The organism is Tsukamurella ocularis (assembly GCF_965138335.1).
Lineage (GTDB): Bacteria > Actinomycetota > Actinomycetes > Mycobacteriales > Mycobacteriaceae > Tsukamurella > Tsukamurella ocularis_A.
On the sequence record NZ_CBCSDV010000016.1, the window covers coordinates 42,396 to 60,931 of the forward strand.

Annotated in this window: 17 protein-coding genes; 8 read left to right on the forward strand and 9 right to left on the reverse strand. The window is 70.8% G+C overall.

Features of this window, described 5'->3' with window-relative positions:
- Positions 1-6: 6 nt before the first annotated feature.
- Together ACNAYW_RS15170 and ACNAYW_RS15175 are read left to right on the forward strand one after the other, a co-directional pair.
- Positions 7-1,317 (forward strand): phytoene desaturase family protein (locus ACNAYW_RS15170; protein WP_415850510.1); only part of this gene is annotated, 1,311 nt, incomplete at its 5' end.
- 58 nt (positions 1,318-1,375) lie between these two features.
- A complete protein-coding gene (locus ACNAYW_RS15175; protein WP_415850511.1) occupies positions 1,376-1,699 on the forward strand; it encodes a hypothetical protein in 324 nt (107 codons plus the stop codon).
- Between the two features lie 18 nt (positions 1,700-1,717).
- Here ACNAYW_RS15175 and ACNAYW_RS15180 read toward each other — a convergent pair whose 3' ends face one another.
- The 6 genes from ACNAYW_RS15180 to ACNAYW_RS15205 form a co-directional block, all read right to left on the reverse strand.
- On the reverse strand, positions 1,718-2,725 hold the full coding sequence (locus ACNAYW_RS15180; protein WP_415850512.1) for an AurF N-oxygenase family protein: 1,008 nt from the start codon (positions 2,723-2,725) through the stop codon (positions 1,718-1,720).
- A 99-nt stretch (positions 2,726-2,824) separates the two neighbouring features.
- Positions 2,825-3,193 carry a DoxX family protein gene (locus tag ACNAYW_RS15185; RefSeq protein ID WP_415850513.1) on the reverse strand — a complete coding sequence of 123 codons (369 nt, stop codon included), beginning with the start codon at positions 3,191-3,193 and terminating at the stop codon, positions 2,825-2,827.
- A complete protein-coding gene (locus tag ACNAYW_RS15190) occupies positions 3,190-3,789 on the reverse strand; it encodes a TetR/AcrR family transcriptional regulator (RefSeq protein WP_415850514.1) in 600 nt (199 codons plus the stop codon). Before ACNAYW_RS15190 ends, ACNAYW_RS15185 begins: the two co-directional genes overlap by 4 nt.
- An 89-nt stretch (positions 3,790-3,878) precedes the next feature.
- The gene (gene ilvC, locus ACNAYW_RS15195) at positions 3,879-4,925 is read right to left on the reverse strand and encodes a ketol-acid reductoisomerase (protein WP_224646823.1); all 1,047 of its coding nucleotides are present in this window, start codon (positions 4,923-4,925) and stop codon (positions 3,879-3,881) included.
- An 8-nt stretch (positions 4,926-4,933) separates the two neighbouring features.
- Positions 4,934-5,437: an acetolactate synthase small subunit gene (gene ilvN / locus ACNAYW_RS15200; protein WP_013127475.1), complete on the reverse strand. Its 504-nt coding sequence runs from the start codon at positions 5,435-5,437 to the stop codon at positions 4,934-4,936.
- Positions 5,434-7,410, reverse strand: coding sequence for an acetolactate synthase large subunit (locus tag ACNAYW_RS15205; RefSeq protein ID WP_415850515.1), 1,977 nt, complete (start codon positions 7,408-7,410; stop codon positions 5,434-5,436). The genes ilvN and ACNAYW_RS15205 overlap by 4 nt, the downstream gene beginning before the upstream one ends.
- 304 nt (positions 7,411-7,714) lie before the next feature.
- Here ACNAYW_RS15205 and ACNAYW_RS15210 point away from each other — a divergent pair, with 304 nt between their 5' ends.
- On the forward strand, positions 7,715-8,230 hold the full coding sequence (locus ACNAYW_RS15210) for a PH domain-containing protein (protein ID WP_415850516.1): 516 nt from the start codon (positions 7,715-7,717) through the stop codon (positions 8,228-8,230).
- 87 nt (positions 8,231-8,317) lie between these two features.
- On the forward strand, positions 8,318-10,159 hold the full coding sequence (gene ilvD / locus ACNAYW_RS15215) for a dihydroxy-acid dehydratase (protein WP_415850517.1): 1,842 nt from the start codon (positions 8,318-8,320) through the stop codon (positions 10,157-10,159).
- A gap of 85 nt (positions 10,160-10,244) precedes the next feature.
- On the opposite strand, the gene ACNAYW_RS15220 is transcribed toward ilvD, so the two are convergent.
- From ACNAYW_RS15220 to ACNAYW_RS15230, 3 genes are read right to left on the reverse strand one after another with little or no spacing between them, the layout of a single operon-like run.
- Positions 10,245-10,964: a maleylpyruvate isomerase family mycothiol-dependent enzyme gene (locus tag ACNAYW_RS15220; protein ID WP_415850518.1), complete on the reverse strand. Its 720-nt coding sequence runs from the start codon at positions 10,962-10,964 to the stop codon at positions 10,245-10,247.
- The gene (locus tag ACNAYW_RS15225; protein ID WP_415850519.1) at positions 10,961-11,779 is read right to left on the reverse strand and encodes a fumarylacetoacetate hydrolase family protein; all 819 of its coding nucleotides are present in this window, start codon (positions 11,777-11,779) and stop codon (positions 10,961-10,963) included. The genes ACNAYW_RS15220 and ACNAYW_RS15225 overlap by 4 nt, the downstream gene beginning before the upstream one ends.
- A 3-nt stretch (positions 11,780-11,782) precedes the next feature.
- Entirely contained in the window at positions 11,783-12,862 is a 1,080-nt protein-coding gene (locus ACNAYW_RS15230) for a cupin domain-containing protein (RefSeq protein WP_415850520.1), read from the reverse strand.
- A 165-nt stretch (positions 12,863-13,027) separates the two neighbouring features.
- Between ACNAYW_RS15230 and ACNAYW_RS15235 the strand changes: the two genes are divergently transcribed.
- Genes ACNAYW_RS15235 through mdlC form a run of 4 tightly spaced genes read left to right on the forward strand, consistent with a single transcriptional unit; the run spans position 13,028 to position 18,504 of the window.
- Positions 13,028-14,467: an aldehyde dehydrogenase family protein gene (locus tag ACNAYW_RS15235; protein ID WP_415850521.1), complete on the forward strand. Its 1,440-nt coding sequence runs from the start codon at positions 13,028-13,030 to the stop codon at positions 14,465-14,467.
- Complete coding sequence (locus ACNAYW_RS15240) at positions 14,445-15,752, forward strand: MFS transporter (protein WP_415850522.1); 1,308 nt, start codon at positions 14,445-14,447, stop codon at positions 15,750-15,752. The genes ACNAYW_RS15235 and ACNAYW_RS15240 overlap by 23 nt, the downstream gene beginning before the upstream one ends.
- A complete protein-coding gene (locus ACNAYW_RS15245; protein WP_415850523.1) occupies positions 15,752-16,906 on the forward strand; it encodes an alpha-hydroxy acid oxidase in 1,155 nt (384 codons plus the stop codon). The genes ACNAYW_RS15240 and ACNAYW_RS15245 overlap by 1 nt, the downstream gene beginning before the upstream one ends.
- A complete protein-coding gene (gene mdlC / locus ACNAYW_RS15250) occupies positions 16,903-18,504 on the forward strand; it encodes a benzoylformate decarboxylase (RefSeq protein WP_415850524.1) in 1,602 nt (533 codons plus the stop codon). The genes ACNAYW_RS15245 and mdlC overlap by 4 nt, the downstream gene beginning before the upstream one ends.
- Positions 18,505-18,536 lie beyond the last annotated feature (32 nt).

Sequence of the window (18,536 nt, forward strand, 5' to 3'; positions counted from 1 at the left end):
CAGGGNGANCGCGGCGGCGGGCTGCGGTCCTTCGAGGCGATCGTGCCCGGCCTGGTGCACGACCACTGCGCGGCGATCCACCCGATGGCCGTGGGCTCGCCCTTCCTCGCGACCGTCGACCTCGCGCGGCACGGGCTGCGCTGGCGCGCGGCGGAACTCGAGTGCGTGCATCCGCTCGACGACGGCACGGCGGGGGTCCTGCACCGCGGCGTCGACGAGACCGCGACCGCGCTCGGGCGCGACGGCGCCGCTTGGCGGGCGCTGTTCGGCCGGCCGGTGCGGAACTTCGACAAGATCGGCCCGGCGATGCTGGGCTCGCTGCTGCGCGTACCGCGCCACCCGGTGGCGCTGGCGGGATTCGGCGCGCCCACGCTTCTCCCCGCTGCAGCGCTCGCCCGCACCTTCCGCACGCCGCAGGCGCGGGGCCTGTGGGGCGGGGTCGCGGCGCACGCCTTCCGGCCCCTGCACGAACCGATGAGCTCGGCGATCGGGAAGGGCATGCTGACCGCCGGTCACGCCTTCGGCTGGCAGGTCGCCGAGGGCGGCTCGGGGGCGATCGCCGCGGCGCTGCTCGCCGAGTTCGAGGACCTGGGCGGCCGCGTGGAGACGGGCGCGCGGGTGACCGCTGCGAACCTTCCCGCGTCCGACATCACGCTCTTCGACCTGGACCCGCGCCAGGTCGCGGCGGTCCTCGGCGACCGGCTGCCCGCCCGGGTACGGCGCGCCTTCGCACGGTTCCGGTACGGGCCCGGCGCGTTCAAGGTCGACTTCGCCGTCCAGGGCGGCGTGCCCTGGACCAACCCCGACGCCCGCCGCTCCAGCACCGTCCACCTCGGCGGCGAGTTCGCGGAGATCGCCGCCACGGAGAAGGCCATCGCCGCCGGACGGATGCCCGAACACCCCTTCGTCCTCGTCGGGCAGCAGTACCTCGCCGACCCCTCACGCAGCGTCGGCGACGTCCACCCCATCTGGTCCTACGCCCACGTCCCGAACGGCTACGCCGGCGACGCCACCGAGGCGATCATCGCGCAGATCGAACGCTTCGCCCCCGGCTTCCGCGACCGCATCGTCGGCACCGCCGTCTGCTCCACCACCGAGATGTCCCGCTACAACGCCAACTTCGTCGGCGGCGACATCAACACCGGCTCCAAGGACCCGCTCCAACTCGTCTTCGGCCCCCGGATCACCGCGGCGCCCTACGACCTCGGCGTCCCCGGCATGTACATCTGCTCCGCCGCCACCCCGCCCGGGCCCGCCGCCCACGGCATGTGCGGCTATCACGCCGCCACCCGCGCACTCGATCGGCTCGGCCGCTGAGCGCCGAGCACCCGAAGTCCCAACGATCGGGGCACCGTCGCCCCGGAACGGAGATCACATGACCGAGATCCTGCTGCTGGTGCGCTCCGCCGCGGCCTCGCCCGAGGTGGAGGACGAGTACAACTCCTGGTACGACGAGGTCCACGTGCCGCAGATCCTCGAGCGCGTGCCCGGGGTGACGTCCGCGCGGCGCTACCGTCTCGCCGAGGCCCAGCTCGCACCCGCGGACAAGCTGCCCGTCGCCTACCTGGCGGAGTACCGGATCGAGACCGACGATCCCGCGGGCTCCGCGGCGGCGCTCGGCGCGGCGCTCACGGACGGGACGCTCGACATGAGCCGCACCATCGCGCAGCCCGAGATCCTGTTCTACCGTCCGGTGTAGCGCTCCGCGGCGGCCGGCCTACTGCGCGGCGTAGGCCGGCTCGCTGCGGAACCGGGAAATGCGGCCGTCGATGCCGCAGATCCGCCACATGAGCCTGCTCAGCGGGTTCATCAGACCGCACTTCTCAGCCATCATCCGCACGTCGCCGAAGACGTCGCGCTTCATCTGCTGCGACTCGTCCGAGCGCCAGAAGATGTCCTTCTTCACCGACCGCGGGACGTCGAAGGTCTCCCAGAACTCCTTGGGCGGCATCATGATCATGGTCACCATGACGCGCATGGTGATCGGCAGCATGAGCGAGAGCACCAGACGCGGGAAGGCGCCGCGCGTGGGGATGCGGTGCTCGAGCAGCTGGTGCGCGAAACCGATGTGGCGGGCCTCCTCGGCCACGTGGATCTGCATGATCGAGCTCATGGCCGGGTGCTGCTCGGAGCCCGAGCGCAGGAACTGCTTCTGCAGGTGATCGATGGGCTCCTCGCCGCCGAGCACCATCATGTAGAAGTACAGCGGCGTCATGGTCGCGAAGAGGGGCACGATCGGCGAGATGCGGCGCAGGAACCAGCTGCCGCCGGGGACGTCCATGCCCACGCGGTTGACGAACTCCTGGAACATCAGCGTGTGCTGGCACTCCTCCTTCGCCTCGTGCGTGGCGTAGCGGAACTCCGGCGAGTTGTTCGGGAGGGCCGCCGTGTACTGCATGATGCCGCGGATGAGCATCGACTCGAACTGCAGGCCCACCTTGGCCACGTTCGCCTGGCGCCACATGCCGATCTCGATCTGCTTGGCCAGCGGCTGCGCCTGGTACCACGGGTGCCGGCCGATCGGATCGAAGCGGGAGTCGCACACCCAGCGCGGATCGTCGGGGACGATGGCCAACTCGGGCGCGTCCCAGTCGATGTCGAGGTACGGGTCGAAGTTCCGGCGCACCGACGCCTCGGAGAGGTCCGTCAGCGTCTGCTCGTACTCGGCCTGACCGGGGAACGGATCCCCCATGGTGCGGCTCATATGCGTGAGTGCCAGTCGCATCCGCTGCTCGCTTCCGTTGCTTGCTCGATGAGAGATTGATAGCCGATTTCCCTCACCCTATCACTATCAATCAGCGGTGCTGGTTTCTTCGGCGACCAGCTACACGTACGACAGGATCAGCACGCCGGCCGAGAAGGCCAGCATGCCGAGGCAGTTCACCCAGAACGTGGAACCGAGGAAGCCGGCGCGCAGGTGGGCGACGGCCGCGCACACGAAGTACGCGACGACGCCCGCGTTGGCGGCGACACCCACGCCGGGGTACGCCAGGCCGGCGAGCAGCCCCGCGACCGCGACCAGCTTGATCACGACGAGGGTCCACCACCAGTCGCGCGGGAACCGCACCCCGTCGAGGCAGTCGCGGATGAAGGCGGGCGGCCGGAGCGACATCACCGCGTCGCCCAGCAGGACGACGGCGAGCGCGACGGTGAGCCACGGCCAGTGCGGCACATCGATGAAACCGGTGGTCATTGCGGTACTCCTTGTCCGAGAATCTGTCCGATCGCCTCGACGAGGCGCTCCGCCGCCACCTCCCGCGTGAGCGCGCCGCCGGAGGTGGCGAACAGCAGGCCGATGTAGACGGCGTAGAGGGTGCGCGCGGCGGCGCCGGGGTCGCCGCATCCGGCGGCGGCGAAGACCTGTTCGAAGTCGGCCTGTAGCTCGTCACCGAGGTCGCCGAACGTCCGCGAGCGGTGCTCACCCCGCGCGAGGACCGCGGCGTACTCCCGGGAGAGGTCACCGTCGGCGTTGAAGTAGGTGACGAAGGGCCGGACGACCTCGACGAGCCGCACCGTCGCCTCCCCCGGCGTCAGCGCAGGCAGCGCCACCGCGGGCTCGCGGCCCGCGTGCACGGCCGCGATCCAGTCGTCGACGATGGCGATGAGCAGGGCGTCCTTGTCACCCACCCCCATCACCGTCCCGACGCTGACGCCGGCGTCGGCGGCGATGCCGCGCACCGTCGTGCCCGCGAATCCGTGCGCGCGGAACGAACGGTCCGCGGCGGCGAGCACCCGCGCGCGGGTGCCGGCCTTGGCCTCCGCCCGCGACTGAACGCGTTCATTGAACATGTTCAGTAGCGTAGCGGGGCTCCCCCGGACACGCAAGAGCCCCGCCGGACATGCTGCCCGGCGGGGCTCTCGAGGTGGTGCCGTGAGACCTAGGCGGTCTCGGTGATCGGACGATCGACCCAGCTCATCAGGTCGCGCAGCTTCTTGCCGGTGACCTCGATCGGGTGCTCGGCGTTCTCCTTGCGGAGGGCCTCGAGCTCCTTGTTGCCGCCCTCGACGTTCGCGACGAGACGCTTGACGAAGGTGCCGTCCTGGATGTCCGTGAGGATGTCCTGCATGCGCTTCTTGGTGTCGGCGTCGATGACGCGCGGGCCCGAGAGGTAGCCGCCGAACTCCGCGGTGTCGGACACCGAGTAGTTCATGCGAGCGATGCCGCCCTCGTACATGAGGTCCACGATGAGCTTGAGCTCGTGCAGGCACTCGAAGTAGGCCATCTCGGGGGCGTAGCCCGCCTCGACCAGCACCTCGAAGCCCACCTTGACGAGCTCCTCGGTGCCGCCGCAGAGCACGGCCTGCTCGCCGAAGAGATCCGTCTCGGTCTCCTCCTTGAAGGTGGTCTTGATGACGCCGGCGCGGGCGCCACCGATCGCGGCGGCGTAGCTCAGGGCGAGGGCCTGGCCGTTGCCGGTCGGATCCTGGTCCACGGCGATGAGCGCGGGCACGCCCTTGCCGTCGACGAACTGACGACGCACCAGGTGGCCGGGGCCCTTGGGGGCGACCATCGCGACGGTGACGTTGGCCGGGGCCTCGATCAGCTTGAAGTGGATGTTGAGGCCGTGACCGAAGAACAGCGCGTCGCCGTCCTTGAGGTTCGGCTCGATGTCGGCCTTGAAGATCTCGGCCTGCGCGGTGTCGGGCGCGAGCAGCATGATCACGTCGGCCCACGCGGCGACCTCGGCGGGCGTGCCCACGGTGAGGCCCTGCTCCTCGGCCTTGGCGCGCGACTTCGAGCCCTCCTTGAGGCCGATCCGCACGTCGACGCCGGAGTCGCGCAGGCTCAGCGAGTGCGCGTGCCCCTGCGAGCCGTAGCCGATGACGGCGACCTTCTTGCCCTGAATGATGGAGAGGTCGGCGTCCTCGTCGTAGAACAGTTCGATTGCCACTGTGGTTCGGTGTCCCTTCTTGGTTTTCTGCAGTAGTGAAGTTAGCGGGTCGCGGTGATCGACTTCGGACCGCGGCCCAGCGCGATGACGCCGGACTGCGCGATCTCGCGGATCCCGAAGGGATCCAGGACGGCCAGCAGCGCGTCGAGCTTGTCCGGCGTACCGGTGGCCTCGATGGTCACCGAGTCGGGCGAGACGTCCACGATCTTGGCACGGAACAGGTCGACGGTGTCGGTGACCTGGCCCCGCGAGGTGGCGTCCGCGCGCACCTTGATGAGCATGAGCTCGCGCGCCACGGAGGTCGTCGAATCCTGTTCGACGATCTTGAGCACGGAGACCAGCTTGTTCAGCTGCTTGGTGACCTGCTCGAGGGGCAGCTCGTCGACCGTGACCACGATCGTCATGCGGCTGACGCCCTTGAGCTCGGTGCCGCCCACCGCGAGGGATTCGATGTTGAAGCCGCGGCGGGAGAACAGGGACGAGACGCGGGCGAGCACGCCCGGACGGTCCTCGACCAGAACGCTCAGCGTGTGCGTGGTGCTCACTTCTGCTCCTCCCCGGGCAGCGTCGCAGCGTCGGGACGCTCCATCGCGGCGTGGATGACGGCCGGCTCGTCGGCCGCGTCGTCCTCGTCGAACAGCGGACGGATGTCCCGCGCCGCCATGATCTCGTCGTTGCTGGTGCCGGCGGCGACCATCGGCCACACCTGGGCGTCGGCGCCCACGATGAAGTCGATGACCACCGGGCGGTCGTTGATCTCGCGCGCCTGCGCGATGATCGCGTCGACGTCCTCGGCGCGCTCGCAGCGGAAGGACACGCAGCCCATGGCCTCGCCGAGCTTGACGAAGTCCGGGATCCGCATCGAGTGCGTGGACAGGTCGGTGCTGGAGTAGCGCTGGTCGTAGAACAGCGTCTGCCACTGGCGGACCATGCCGAGGTTGCCGTTGTTGATGACGGCGACCTTGATCGGCGCGCCCTCGATCGCGGCGGTGGCGAGCTCCTGATTGGTCATCTGGAAGCAGCCGTCACCGTCGATCGCCCAGACCTCCTTCTCGGGCGCGCCCATCTTGGCGCCGAGGGCCGCGGGGACCGCGTAGCCCATCGTGCCGAGACCGCCCGAGTTCAGCCAGGTGCGCGGCTTCTCGTACTTGACGAACTGCGCGGCCCACATCTGGTGCTGACCGACGCCCGCGCAGTAGACCGCGTCCGGGCCCGCGGCGACGCCGAGGCGCTCGATCACGTACTCCGGGCTCAGCGCACCGTCGGACGGGGTGTTGTAGGCCAGCGGGTAGGTCGCGCGGATGCCGTTCAGGTACTCCCACCAGGCGGTGAGGTCCGGGGCGGCGATGGTGGCGCGGTCCTCGGAGATCGCGGCGATGAGCTCGGCGATGACCTCCTTGCAGTCGCCCACGATCGGGACGTCCGCGAACCGGTTCTTGCCGATCTCCGCCGGGTCGATGTCGGCGTGGATGACCTTCGCGTCGGGCGCGAAGGAGTCCAGCTTGCCGGTCACGCGATCGTCGAACCGCGCGCCCAGGGTCACCAGCAGGTCGGAGCGCTGCAGCGCGGCGACGGCGCCGACGGTGCCGTGCATGCCGGGCATACCCATGTGCTGCTGGTGGCTGTCGGGGAAGACGCCCCGCGCCATCAGGGTGGTGACGACGGGGATGCCGGTCAGCTCGGCCAGCTTGAGGAGCTCGTCCGAGGCCTCGGCCTTGAGCACGCCGCCGCCGACGTAGAGCACGGGCGACGCGGCCGCGGCGATGAGGCGCGCGGCCTCCCGGATCTGCTTGCCGTGCGGCTTGGTCACGGGGCGGTAGCCCGGCAGGTCGATCTGCGGCGGCCACGAGAAGACGGTGTCCTCCTGCAGCACGTCCTTGGGGATGTCGACCAGCACCGCGCCCGGGCGGCCGCTCTGCGCCAGGTAGAAGGCCTCGGCGATGACCCGCGGGATCTCGGCCGCGTCGTAGACCAGGAAGTTGTGCTTGGTCACGGGCATCGTGATGCCCGAGATGTCGGCCTCCTGGAAGGCGTCGGTGCCGATCAGCGGGCGGCCGACCTGGCCGGTGATCGCGACGATCGGGACCGAGTCCATCTGCGCGTCGGCCAGCGGCGTGACGAGGTTGGTCGCGCCGGGGCCCGACGTCGCCATGCACACGCCGACCTTGCCGGTGGCCTGGGCGTAGCCGGTGGCGGCATGGCCGGCACCCTGCTCGTGACGCACCAGGACGTGGCGGACCTTCTTCGAATCGAGGAGCGGGTCGTAGACCGGAAGGATGCAACCACCGGGAATGCCGAAGACCGTGTCCACGCCGATCTCCTCGAGCGACCGGACCACCGACTGGGCGCCGGTGACGCGCTCGGGGGCCACGACGCGGGCGCCCTGGAGGGCGCTGTGCGCGACGTCGGCTGCGACGTGCTGCTTCGAGGCGGCGGAATGCGCGCCGGGGATCCCGGCGCCGGGCTTACGGGCCCCGGGCTTCTGCCCTGGATGGGGCCGAGCTGTAGGTGCGCTCACGATGTGACCTTCTCACCGCTCTTGCGGTGCTCTGCTCTATGGACGTATCGGCGGGCGGCGCTGCCCGAAGACTATCCGGGCAACAAAAAACCCCCGTCAGCGGTAGCTGAGCGAGGGTAGCGCGTCGATGCTGGTGCGAAACGGTGGTAACCGGTTCAGGCGTTGACGCGCCGACCGATTACGAGGAGCTGGTTGCTGTGTTTCACACCAGTGAAACTAGGCCCCGGTATGCAGTCGCGTCAAACCAGTGAGCACCCACGTCTCATAGAGTGGGATTCTGCTGCCGCGTGCGACAATGCGTGTTATGAGCGAGCGCACCGTGAAGCAACCGAGCACGACCGGCACGACCCGCACCGTGACCACCGACCACACCGCGGACACCGCCGTGCCGATCGCCACCGGTGACCGCGTCGTGTTCAAGCACCCCCGCATCGCGCTGCTCGGCGTCGCCCTCTTCGCCGTGTGCCTCGCCCCGATCGTCGGGCCGTGGACGGTGGGCCGCTCCATCGACGGCACCGCCGCCGGCACGGGCGCCGCGATTCTGGGCTGGCTGCTGCTGATCGTCCCGGTCCTGCTCGCGCTGTGGATCCTGCGCGTGCGCACCGTCATCGGACCCGACGGGGTGCGCTCGGTCCGGCTCCTCGCCGCCACCACGATCGGCTGGGACGAACTGGCAGGCATTAGGATCGGACGTAACGGTGCGGTGTACGCAGTCCGCACCGACGGTTCCGAGGTGCGACTACCCGCCGTCACCATCAGCCAGCTCCCCCGCGTCGCGGTCGCCTCGGGCGGCCGGATCCCCGACGTCACCGCGGAATAAATCCCGCCGGACGGGTCTTCTCCTGTTCATGGGGAGCCCGTCTCCTCCACCAGCCCGCACGATACGAAGATCCGAGGCGAGAAGCACATGCCACCGCTCCGCTCACGCACCACCACCGTCGGCCGCAACGCCGCAGGCGCCCGCTCGCTCTGGCGCGCCACCGGCCTCACGGACAGCGACTTCGGTAAGCCGATCGTGGCCATCGCGAACTCCTACACGCAGTTCGTGCCCGGCCACGTGCACCTCAAGGACATGGGCGAGATCGTGGCCGAGTCCGTGCGCGCCGCTGGCGGCGTGGCCCGTGAGTTCCACACCATCGCGGTGGACGACGGCATCGCCATGGGCCACGGCGGCATGCTGTACAGCCTGCCCAGCCGCGAGATCATCGCCGACTCCGTCGAGTACATGGCGAACGCCCACACCGCCGATGCGCTGGTGTGCATCTCGAACTGCGACAAGATCACGCCCGGCATGCTCAACGCCGCGATGCGCCTGAACATCCCCACCGTCTTCGTCTCGGGCGGCCCGATGGAGGCCGGCAAGGCCGTCATCGTGGACGGGATCGCCAAGGCGCCGACCGATCTCATCACCGCGATCTCCGCCTCGGCGAACGACGCGATCGACGACGCCGGGCTGAGCGAGGTCGAGCGCTCCGCGTGCCCCACCTGCGGCTCCTGTTCCGGCATGTTCACCGCCAACTCGATGAACTGCCTCACCGAGGCCCTGGGCCTCGCGCTGCCGGGCAACGGCTCGACGCTCGCCACGCACGCCGCGCGCCGCGCACTGTTCGAGCGGGCGGGCAGCGTCGTGGTCGAGGCCGCGAAGCGCTACTACCGCGACGGCGACGAGTCCGTGCTCCCCCGCAACATCGCCACCCCCGCCGCGTTCCGCAACGCCATGGCGCTCGACGTCGCCATGGGCGGATCCACCAACACCGTGTTGCACACCCTGGCCGCCGCGCAGGAGGGCGAGGTCGCCTTCGACCTCAGCACCATCGACGCGATCAGCCGCAAGGTGCCGTGCCTGTCCAAGGTGTCGCCGAACAGCGACTACCACATGGAGGACGTGCACCGGGCCGGCGGCATCCCCGCGATCCTGGGCGAGCTGCGCCGCGGCGGCCTGCTCGAGACCGACGTGCACACGGTGCACGAGCCGTCCTTCGACAAGTGGCTCGACGACTGGGACATCCGCTCCGGCAAGGCCACCGACGAGGCGCTCGAGCTCTTCCACGCGGCCCCCGGCGGCGTGCGCACCACGCAGCCCTTCTCCACCAAGAACCAGTGGGAGAGCCTCGACACCGACGCGGCCGGCGGCTGCATCCGCGACATCGAGCACGCCTACACGGTGGAGGGCGGGCTGTGCGTGCTGCGCGGCAACATCGCCGTCGACGGTGCGATCCTCAAGACCGCCGGCATCGACGAGGACCTGTTCACCTTCGAGGGCCCGGCCGTCGTGGTCGAGTCGCAGGAGGAGGCCGTCTCGAAGATCCTGGGCAAGGAGATCAAGCCGGGCGACGTCGTGGTCGTGCGGTACGAGGGCCCCAAGGGCGGCCCCGGCATGCAGGAGATGCTGCACCCCACGTCGTTCCTAAAGGGCCGGGGCCTGGGCAAGCTGTGCGCCCTGATCACCGACGGCCGTTTCTCGGGCGGCACGTCCGGCCTGTCGATCGGCCACATCTCCCCCGAGGCCGCGGCGGGCGGCGTCATCGGCCTGGTCGAGGACGGTGACCGGATCCGGATCGACGTGCACACCCGCGCGCTCGAGGTCCTGGTCGACGACGAGGAGCTCGCGCGCCGTCGCGCCAAGATGGAGGCCTCGGAACGCCCGTGGCAGCCCAAGGACCGCCAGCGCACCGTTACCACGGCGCTGCGCGCCTACGCCGCCCTGGCCACCTCCGCCGACAAGGGCGCGGTCCGCTACGTGCCGTGACCCGGTAGATCCCGCACACGAGTGATGCCCCGGTCCCCACAGACCGGGGCATCACTGGTTGCTCCCCTCCCGTCGCGGCGTACGACTACAGCCACCGCGGGGCGTGGGGTGCACCCGACGGGTCGTCCAGTCCGACGCCGCCGCGCCCCGTCGCCCACCGGGCGACCGCGGCGACCGGACCCGCCACCGTGCGGGCGGGCTCACCCCCGGTCACCGGCACGGGATCCCTGCCCGGGCTGGAGAGCACCAGCCCGGCTCCGTCGCCCCGCTGCCGCCACACGCCCACCACGTCGTCGATCAGTGTGGTGCAGACCTCGGCGGGGAAGTCGGCGAAGCGGGCGTCCGTCCCGAGGTCGACGCTGTGGATCCACACCTCGCGCGTGCGCATCCACACCGTCTCCGCGGCCGGCACGAGACGCCCCTGCGCGGTCTGCACGGTGGCCGACCACGCGGCCGGTGGCGCGTTCCGCCACTTCTCGTCGAGCCGGGCGACGGAGTGGTCGAACAGGTTCCGGAGCGCACCGGCGTTCACCGTGGCCCCCTCCGCGATCTCGCGCGCCCGTTGCTCGGCGGATTCGTACATCGGGGTCCGGGTCCCCGTCACGGCCCAGTCCATGAGCCGGCACAGGGCGATCGCGTTGTATCCGACATGCGCGAGCAGGTGCCGGCGACTCCACCCGGGCAGTGCGGAGGGCTCGTCGAGCTCCGCGTCGGTGAGGCCGCCGAGGTGCCGTGCGAAGTGGGCCGTGCCGCGTCGGGCGATCAGCAGCTGGTCGGCCAGCTCGCGCTCGCGGAACCCGGTCATCGCACGACCGTCGTGTTCCGCACCGAGCCGATCCCCTCGATGGTGACCTCCACCGTCTCGCCGTCCCGGATGTGCCGCGGCGGCTTGCGGGCGTGGCCGACCCCGCCGGTGGTGCCGGTGATGATCACGTCGCCGGGACGGAGGGTCACGATGTGGGAGATGTACTCCACCAGCGCCTCCGGCCCGAAGACGAGATCCGCGGTGTTCGCCTCCTGCATCAACTCCCCGTCGAGCGTGGCGGTGATCCGGGTGTCGGGTGTGTAGTCGGTGACGAGGACCGGTCCGAAGCCCGACGTCTTCTCGAAGTTCTTGCCCTGATCCCATTGCAGCGTGCGGTACTGGTAGTCGCGCATGGTGTAGTCGTTCATCACCGAGTACCCCGCGATGTACTCGGCCGCCTCCGCCTCCGCGACCTGGTAGGCCCGCCTGCCGATCACGAACGCGAGCTCCGCCTCCCAATCCAGCTCCCCCGCCGCGTAACCGGGGACGATCACGTCGTCGTACGGCCCCGTCAGCGCGTCGGCGAACTTCGCGAACAGCGTGGGGTGCTGCGGAAGGTCCCGGCCCATCTCGCGGATGTGGGTGGCGTAGTTCAGACCGACGCACACGATCTTGCCGGGCCTCGGCACGACCGGCGCGTAGTCCGCGCCGGCGAGGGGGATCCGGTCGCCGGACGCGGCGCGCGCCAGCGCCTCCCACTCGGGGTCGGCGAGCAGGTCGGACAGGTCGGCGAAACCGTTGATGACGGTGGCGGTATCGGTGTCGACGCGGACGGCGGCGGTGCCGCGGTCGAGGCGCAGGGTGGCCAGGCGCATGGTTCAGGCTCCTTCGGGGATGTAGGTGCGGCTGAGGTGCAACCGCTCGATGACCGGGGCGTCGGAGAACGCGAACAGGTCGAGCTGCGATTCCGCGTCGAAGGCCCAGCGGGTCCAGGACGGGACGGCGATCAGATCGCCCGTGGTCACTCGCGTCGCAGTGTCGCCGAGGTGCACGGTCCCGGTGCCCTCGAAGACCTGGTAGACGGTGCTTCCCGCGTCGTGCCGCGGCCGAGTGGACGCCCCCGGGCGCAGTCGGTGGAACTCGGCACGAATGGTGGGCATGACGTCGCCCCCGGTCGTCGGGTTCGAATAACGCACGGCGGCGTGTCCGGGGCCGCAGGTGGCGGCATGCCCCTCGTCCTCGAGTTCCAGCTGCGCTGCGAGAGCCCGATCGGTGTGTTCCCAGCGGTAGGCCGCGATCGGCGAGTTGGTCTTCGCGTCGAGTCCGATGAGCGGGCGCAGGCCGGGATGCGCCCACAGCCGCTCCGCGCGGGAGACGTCGGGGGTGGAGTCGTCGGTCACCGTATCGGACCCGAACTCGAAGAAGGCCGTGTCGGTGTACTGCACCAAGGGGATGTCGAGTCCGTCGATCCACGCCATCGGGTGGTCGGTCTCGTTGTGATGGCCGTGGAAGTGCCATCCCGGGGTCAGCAGGAAGTCGCCGCGGCGCATGGCGACCGGATCGCCGTTCACGACGGTCCACACCCCCTCGCCCTCCACGACGAACCGGAAGGCGTTCTGCGAGTGCCTGTGCTCCGGGGCCACCTCCTTCGGGCCGAGGTACTGGATCGCCGCCCAGAGGGTGGGCGTGACGTGCGGTGCCCCACCCAAGCCGGGGTTCGCCAGGGCGATCGCGCGACGTTCGCCGCCGCGCCCCACCGGAACCAGATCGCCCGAGCGCTCGGCGAGGGGATACAGCTCGGACCACCGCCACACGTACGGCACCGCCCGCGGCGCCGGCGACGCGGGCATGAGATCGGCCGTCTGGGTCCAGAGTGGATTGAGGTGGCGGGAGTCGAAGTCCCGGTACAGCTGCGCCAGGCCCGGATCGTCCGCGGGAATGGGAGAGGTCGAAGACATCTGCTGCTCCGTCGGGTGAGGGTGCGGGGTTTCGCGAGCAAACGTAGGACTCTCGCTGCGCGGACGGCCCAAAGATTCTGATGAGCAGAATCTGCGAGGTGCGGACTGCGTTGTGGATCACACTGATCGGGCCGCTCCGATACCGCTCCGACCGAAGGAATCACGATGCCCCTTCCCACTTCTCACCATCTGATCGACGGTGCGCTCGTCGGAGAACCCGACCGGCCGTCGCGGTCCCCGGCGGACGGGACCGAACTCGGCACGTACGCCGACGGTGGTGCGGCGGAGGCGGACGCGGCCATCGCGGCGGCCCGGCGCACCTTCGACGATTCCGACTGGCCGCTCGACCGTCGCCGGCGACATCGGGCATTGTCCCGGATCGCCGACGGCATCGAGGCGCGCACCGACGACCTCGCTCTGGCGCTCGCCCGGGAGAACGGGAAGGTACTGGGAGAGGCTCACTTCGAACTGTCACTCGCCGTACCCAAGCTCCGCTACTACGCCGCGCTCGCGCTGGCGGATCACGGACGAGCAGCAGAGGTCTCGCCCGGGGTGCACATCCGATCGGTCGCTGAGGCGGCGGGCGTCGCCGGGGTCATCGTGCCGTGGAACTCCCCGGTCGTGCTGGCGGTGCGGTCGTTCGCGCCCGCGCTTGCGACTGGGTGCACCGTCGCGATGAAGATGCCGGCACAGACCGCCATGGTCAACGGGCTGCTGCACGAGATCCTCGCCGCCACTCCCGACCTTCCCGACGGCGTGATCAACTCGGTCACCGAGTCGGGTTCCGAACTGGCCCAGCGGCTCGTCTCCTCACCGGACGTCGAGGTGGTCAGCTACACCGGCAGCTCCGCAGTGGGGCGCACGATCATGGCGAACGCCGCCCCGCACCTCAAGCGACTCTCGCTCGAACTCGGCGGCAAGTCCCCGATGATCGTCTTCGATGACGCCGACCTCGACGCCGTCGTTCCCACGCTGACCGCCGCGATCACCACCTTCGCCGGCCAGTTCTGCATGGCCGGCAGCAGGATCCTGGTGCAGGCGTCGATCCGGGATCGTCTCCGCGCACGTCTCATCGAGTCGCTCGGCGCCGTGCGCCCGGGCCCCGGCGATGCACCCGACAGCGCCATGGGTCCGATGATCGACGCCGCGAACGCGCGTCGGGTCGAGCGGATCCTCAGCGACGCCGAGCAGGACCCGGCAGTCGACGTGATCGTCCGCGGCGGGCAGCTCGGCGGGCCGGAGAGCGCATTCGTCGCGCCGGCCCTGCTCGCCCCGCACCACGCGGCGCATCCCGTCGTGCAGGAGGAGATCTTCGGCCCCGTAGCGACGTTCGAGTCGTTCGACACCGAGGACGACGCCGTCGACCTCGCCCACGCGACGCGGTACGGACTCGCCGCGTCGATCTGGTCCCGCGACGTCGACCGCCCGACCCGCGTGGCGCGACGCGTCCGCGCCGGCACGGTGTGGATCAACGGCTGGGCCGTCGTGGCCGATCAGTTCGAAGAAGGTGGGTTCGATCAAAGCGGCCTCGGCCGTCTCAACGGCACCGCGGCGCTCGCCGAGTTCCAGGAGGTGAAGACCTATGTCCAATCTGTCGACTCCTGAGCGCGGGGTGGCTGCGCCGTCCGCAGCGGCCCGGGCCTCGCTCCTGGTGACCATCATCTGTTGGGGCATGGTGGTGATCGAGGGCTACGACCTCATCTCCTTCGGCAGCGTCCTGCCGGTGCTTCTGCGAGATCCCGGTTCCGGCTTCACCCCGCAGAACGCCGGCCTCGTCGGCGCCACCGCCTTCATCGGCGCGACCGTCGGCGCGCTCTCCTCCGGCTGGCTGTCGGACCGCATCGGGCGGCGTCCGGTGGCCATCGGCTCGCTGGTGTGGTTCTCGGTGTTCACCTTCCTCTGCGGGTTCGCCGATGGGCCCGCAACACTCGGTCTCCTCCGCCTTCTCGCCGGTATCGGCATCGGCGCCATCGTGCCGTCGACGTCGGCGCTGACGCTCGAGTACGCGGTCCCCGAACACCGCACCCTGTCGTACACGCTCATGCTGTCCGGAGTGCCGATCGGCGGTGTCCTGGCCGCGGTCTCCGGCATGACGGTGATCCCGTCGCTCGGCTGGAACTGGGTCTTCTTCGTCGCCGTCGTTCCCGCTGTGCTGATCCTCCCGATCGTCCTGTGGAAACTGCCCGAGTCGATCACGTTTCTCGAGCACCGGGGACGCCTCGCCCGTGCCGACGTCCTGCGTGAGCGGTTCGGCCTGCCGCGGCCCGCATCCCCGCCCGCCGCCGACGACGGCTCCCCGACACCGGGGATCTTCAGCACCGACTACCGGCGGGCCTCGGCCCTGTTCGCCGTCGCCTCGTTCTTCGGGCTCCTCACCTGGTTCGGACTCGGGACCTGGATCCCCGGGATCATGCGACACATGGGGTACGACCTGGGCTCCGCACTGCGGTTCCTCCTCATCCTCAACATCGGCGCGATCATCGGTTCGATCTTCATCGCACTCGCCACCGATCGATGGGGATCGAAGAAGGTGGTCGTGGGCACCTACCTGTGCCTCGCGGTGGTGCTCACAGTGCTGCTGATCAAGCTTCCGCAGCCGCCGCTGCTGGTCGCGATGGCCCTCGCCGGGGTCGGCGGCCACGGCGGGCAGATCCTGATCAACCGGTACGTCGGCCGTTCGTACCCCGCCGCCACCCGCGCGCGAGCGCTGGGATGGTCGCTCGGCGCCGGCCGGATCGGCACGATCCTGGGCCCGATCGTGATCGGTCTCATCGTCGCCGACGGTCGCGCCTCGCTCGGGTTCCTCTTCTTCGCCGGATGCGCCGCGGCCGCCGCGGTGACCCTCCTCGCCGTTCCCCGCACCCCGGCGGCCTCCCGAGACGAGGAATGATGACCGCTCTGATCACCGTCGAGGACTACCGCACCGCCGCCCGGAAGCGGCTCCCCCGCATGATCTTCGACTTCATCGACGGCGGTGCCGAGGATGAGCGCACCCTGCGCGCCAATCGTCGTGCCTTCTCCGATCGCACGCTCGCCCCGCGGCTGCTCAGCGGTGCCGCTACGCGATCCCAGGCCACCACGGTGTTCGGCGAGACCCTCTCGCTCCCGGTCCTGCTCGCCCCGACCGGGCTGTCGCGCCTCGCGGGGCGGGACGGCGAACTCGCCGCGGCCCGCGGCGCCCGCGCCGCGGGCACACAGTCGGTACTCAGCTCGGCGGCGTCGGTACCGGTGGACGAGGTGGCCCGCGGATCGGGCGTACCGCCCTGGTTCCAGCTGTATCCGTGGCGCGATCGGATGCTCACGTCGGCGCTCATGGACCGAGCCCGGGCAGCGGGCTGCACCACCCTCGTCGTGACGCTCGACGTTCCGGTCACCGGAGCACGGGAACGCGACTACCGCAACGGGATGACGATCCCCGTACGCCCGACCCCGTCGTCCGCCCTCGACGTCCTGCGTCACCCGCGCTGGGCGGCCAGGGTGCTCACGGGCCCCCGCGTCACCATGGCGCACCTGGTGGGGCTGTCGGCGGAACGCGGATCGAGCGCGGCGTCACTCGCGCAGCTGAACCTCGACCTGCTCAACCCCGCGTACTCCTGGGACGACCTCCGGCGCACCCGCGACCACTGGACCGGTCCGCTGCTCGTGAAGGGAGTACTGGGCGCGGCCGACGCGCGGCTCGCCGTCGACTGCGGGGCGGACGGCGTGATCGTCTCGAACCACGGTGGCCGGCAGGCGGACGGCGTACCCGCGTCCCTCGACGTGCTCCCCGAGGTGGTCGCCGCGGTCGGCGACGTGGCGACGGTCCTCATGGACGGCGGTGTCCGCCGCGGCACCGACGTCCTCATGGCGTTGGCGATGGGTGCCGAGGCCGTTCTCATCGGCCGCCCGTGGATGTACGGTCTCGCCGTCGGCGGCGAGGAGGGCGTCACCCGGGTCCTCGACCTCCTTCGAGCGGAGATCGATCGGGCTCTTGCGCTGATCGGCGCGGCATCGACGACCGACGTGACCCGGGCGATGCTCGCGGACTCGGGGACGTCGCGGTGAACCGCACCGTGCGCGAGATCGTCCACCAGCTGCTCCAGGACCGCGGCATCACGCACGTCTTCGGCAACCCCGGATCGACCGAGATGCGCTTCTTCCGGGACTTCCCCGCCGACCTCCGATACGTCGTCGGCCTGCAGGAGGCCTCGGTGATCGCGATGGCGGACGGTCATGCCCGCGCGACGGGCGGCGTCGGACTCGCGATGGTCCACTCCGCGTCGGGATTGGGGCACGGCCTGGGCAGCCTGTTCACCGCGGCGCGGAACGGGACCCCGCTGGTGGTGCTCGCGGGCCAACAGACCCGCTCGCTGCTGCCCCACGCGCCGTATCTCCAGGCGCAGGACGCGGCGGCGTTTCCGCGGCCGCACGTCAAAGATGCGATCGAACCCGCGCGCGCGGCCGACGTCCCGGAGCTCCTCGCCCAGGCCATCGATCTCGCAGCGGCGCCTCCCGCGGGACCGGTGTTCGTGTCCGTCCCCGAGGACGACTGGGACGAACCCGGCGGTGAGGTCGCGCCGCGGCGCGCCGCACGCGGCCTGCTCCTCCCCGCCGATTCGGCGCTCGCCGAGCTCGTCGACGATCTCACCGGAGCCCATCACCCGGCGCTCGTTCTCGGCGGCGCCGTCGAAGCCGGCGGAGGGCGCGGCGCCGCGGTCGCGCTCGCGCGGTCGCTGGGTGCGGCGGTGTACGCCGCCCCGCTCACCGACCGGGCGGCGTTCCCGGAGGACGACCCGCATTTCGCCGGGTTCCTGCCCCCGTTCGCCGAGGGCGTGCGCGCGGCGCTGGACGGACACGACGTGGTTCTCGTCGCGGGAGCGCCCGTCTTCACGTTCCACGTGCCGTCGGACGGGCCCGTCATCCGCCCCGGGACCCGGCTGTGGCACGTGACCGACGACCCGGGCGACGCGTCCCGGGCGTTGGCGGGGACCTCCCTGCTCGCCCCACCGGCGAGCACGGTGGGCGTGCTGGCACGGCTGACCGCCGCGGCCGGGACCGTGCCGCTGCGCGCACCGTCGGGCCGCACCCGGGACGACGCCGCCGCCCCACCGGCCGCCGGGACGCTGAGCCCCGAGGCCGCGCTGGCCGCGATCGCCGCCGTGCTCCCCGACGATGCGCGGATCGTGGAGGAGGCGCCGACGCACCGCAACGCGATGCACGCGCACCTGCCGATCCGCAGTGGGCAGGACTTCCACGTCGCCGCCAGCGGCGGACTGGGGTGGGGCATGCCCGCCGCGGTCGGCATCGCCCTCGCCGACCCCGACCGCCCGGTGGTGTGCGTCATCGGCGACGGATCGAGCCTGTACTCGGTACAAGCCCTGTGGACTGCGGCGCAGCACGGCGCGGGCGTGCTCTTCGCGGTGCTGGACAACGGCGGGTACGCGGCGATGAAGGCGTTCGGAGGGCGCCTCGGGGTGCCGGACGCCCCCGGCCTCGACCTCCCGGGCGTCGATCCGACCGCACTCGCCCGGGGGTTCGGGGTCGGCGCCGCGACCGCCGGCACCCCCGACGAGGTCCGGTCCATCGCCGCGACGGCGATCGCCGGCCGGCGGCCGTTCCTGCTGCGGATTCCCGTGGGTCCCGCCGCCGGGGCCCTCTACTGAGATGGGGCCGCACGACGCCTCGAGGGGTAGCT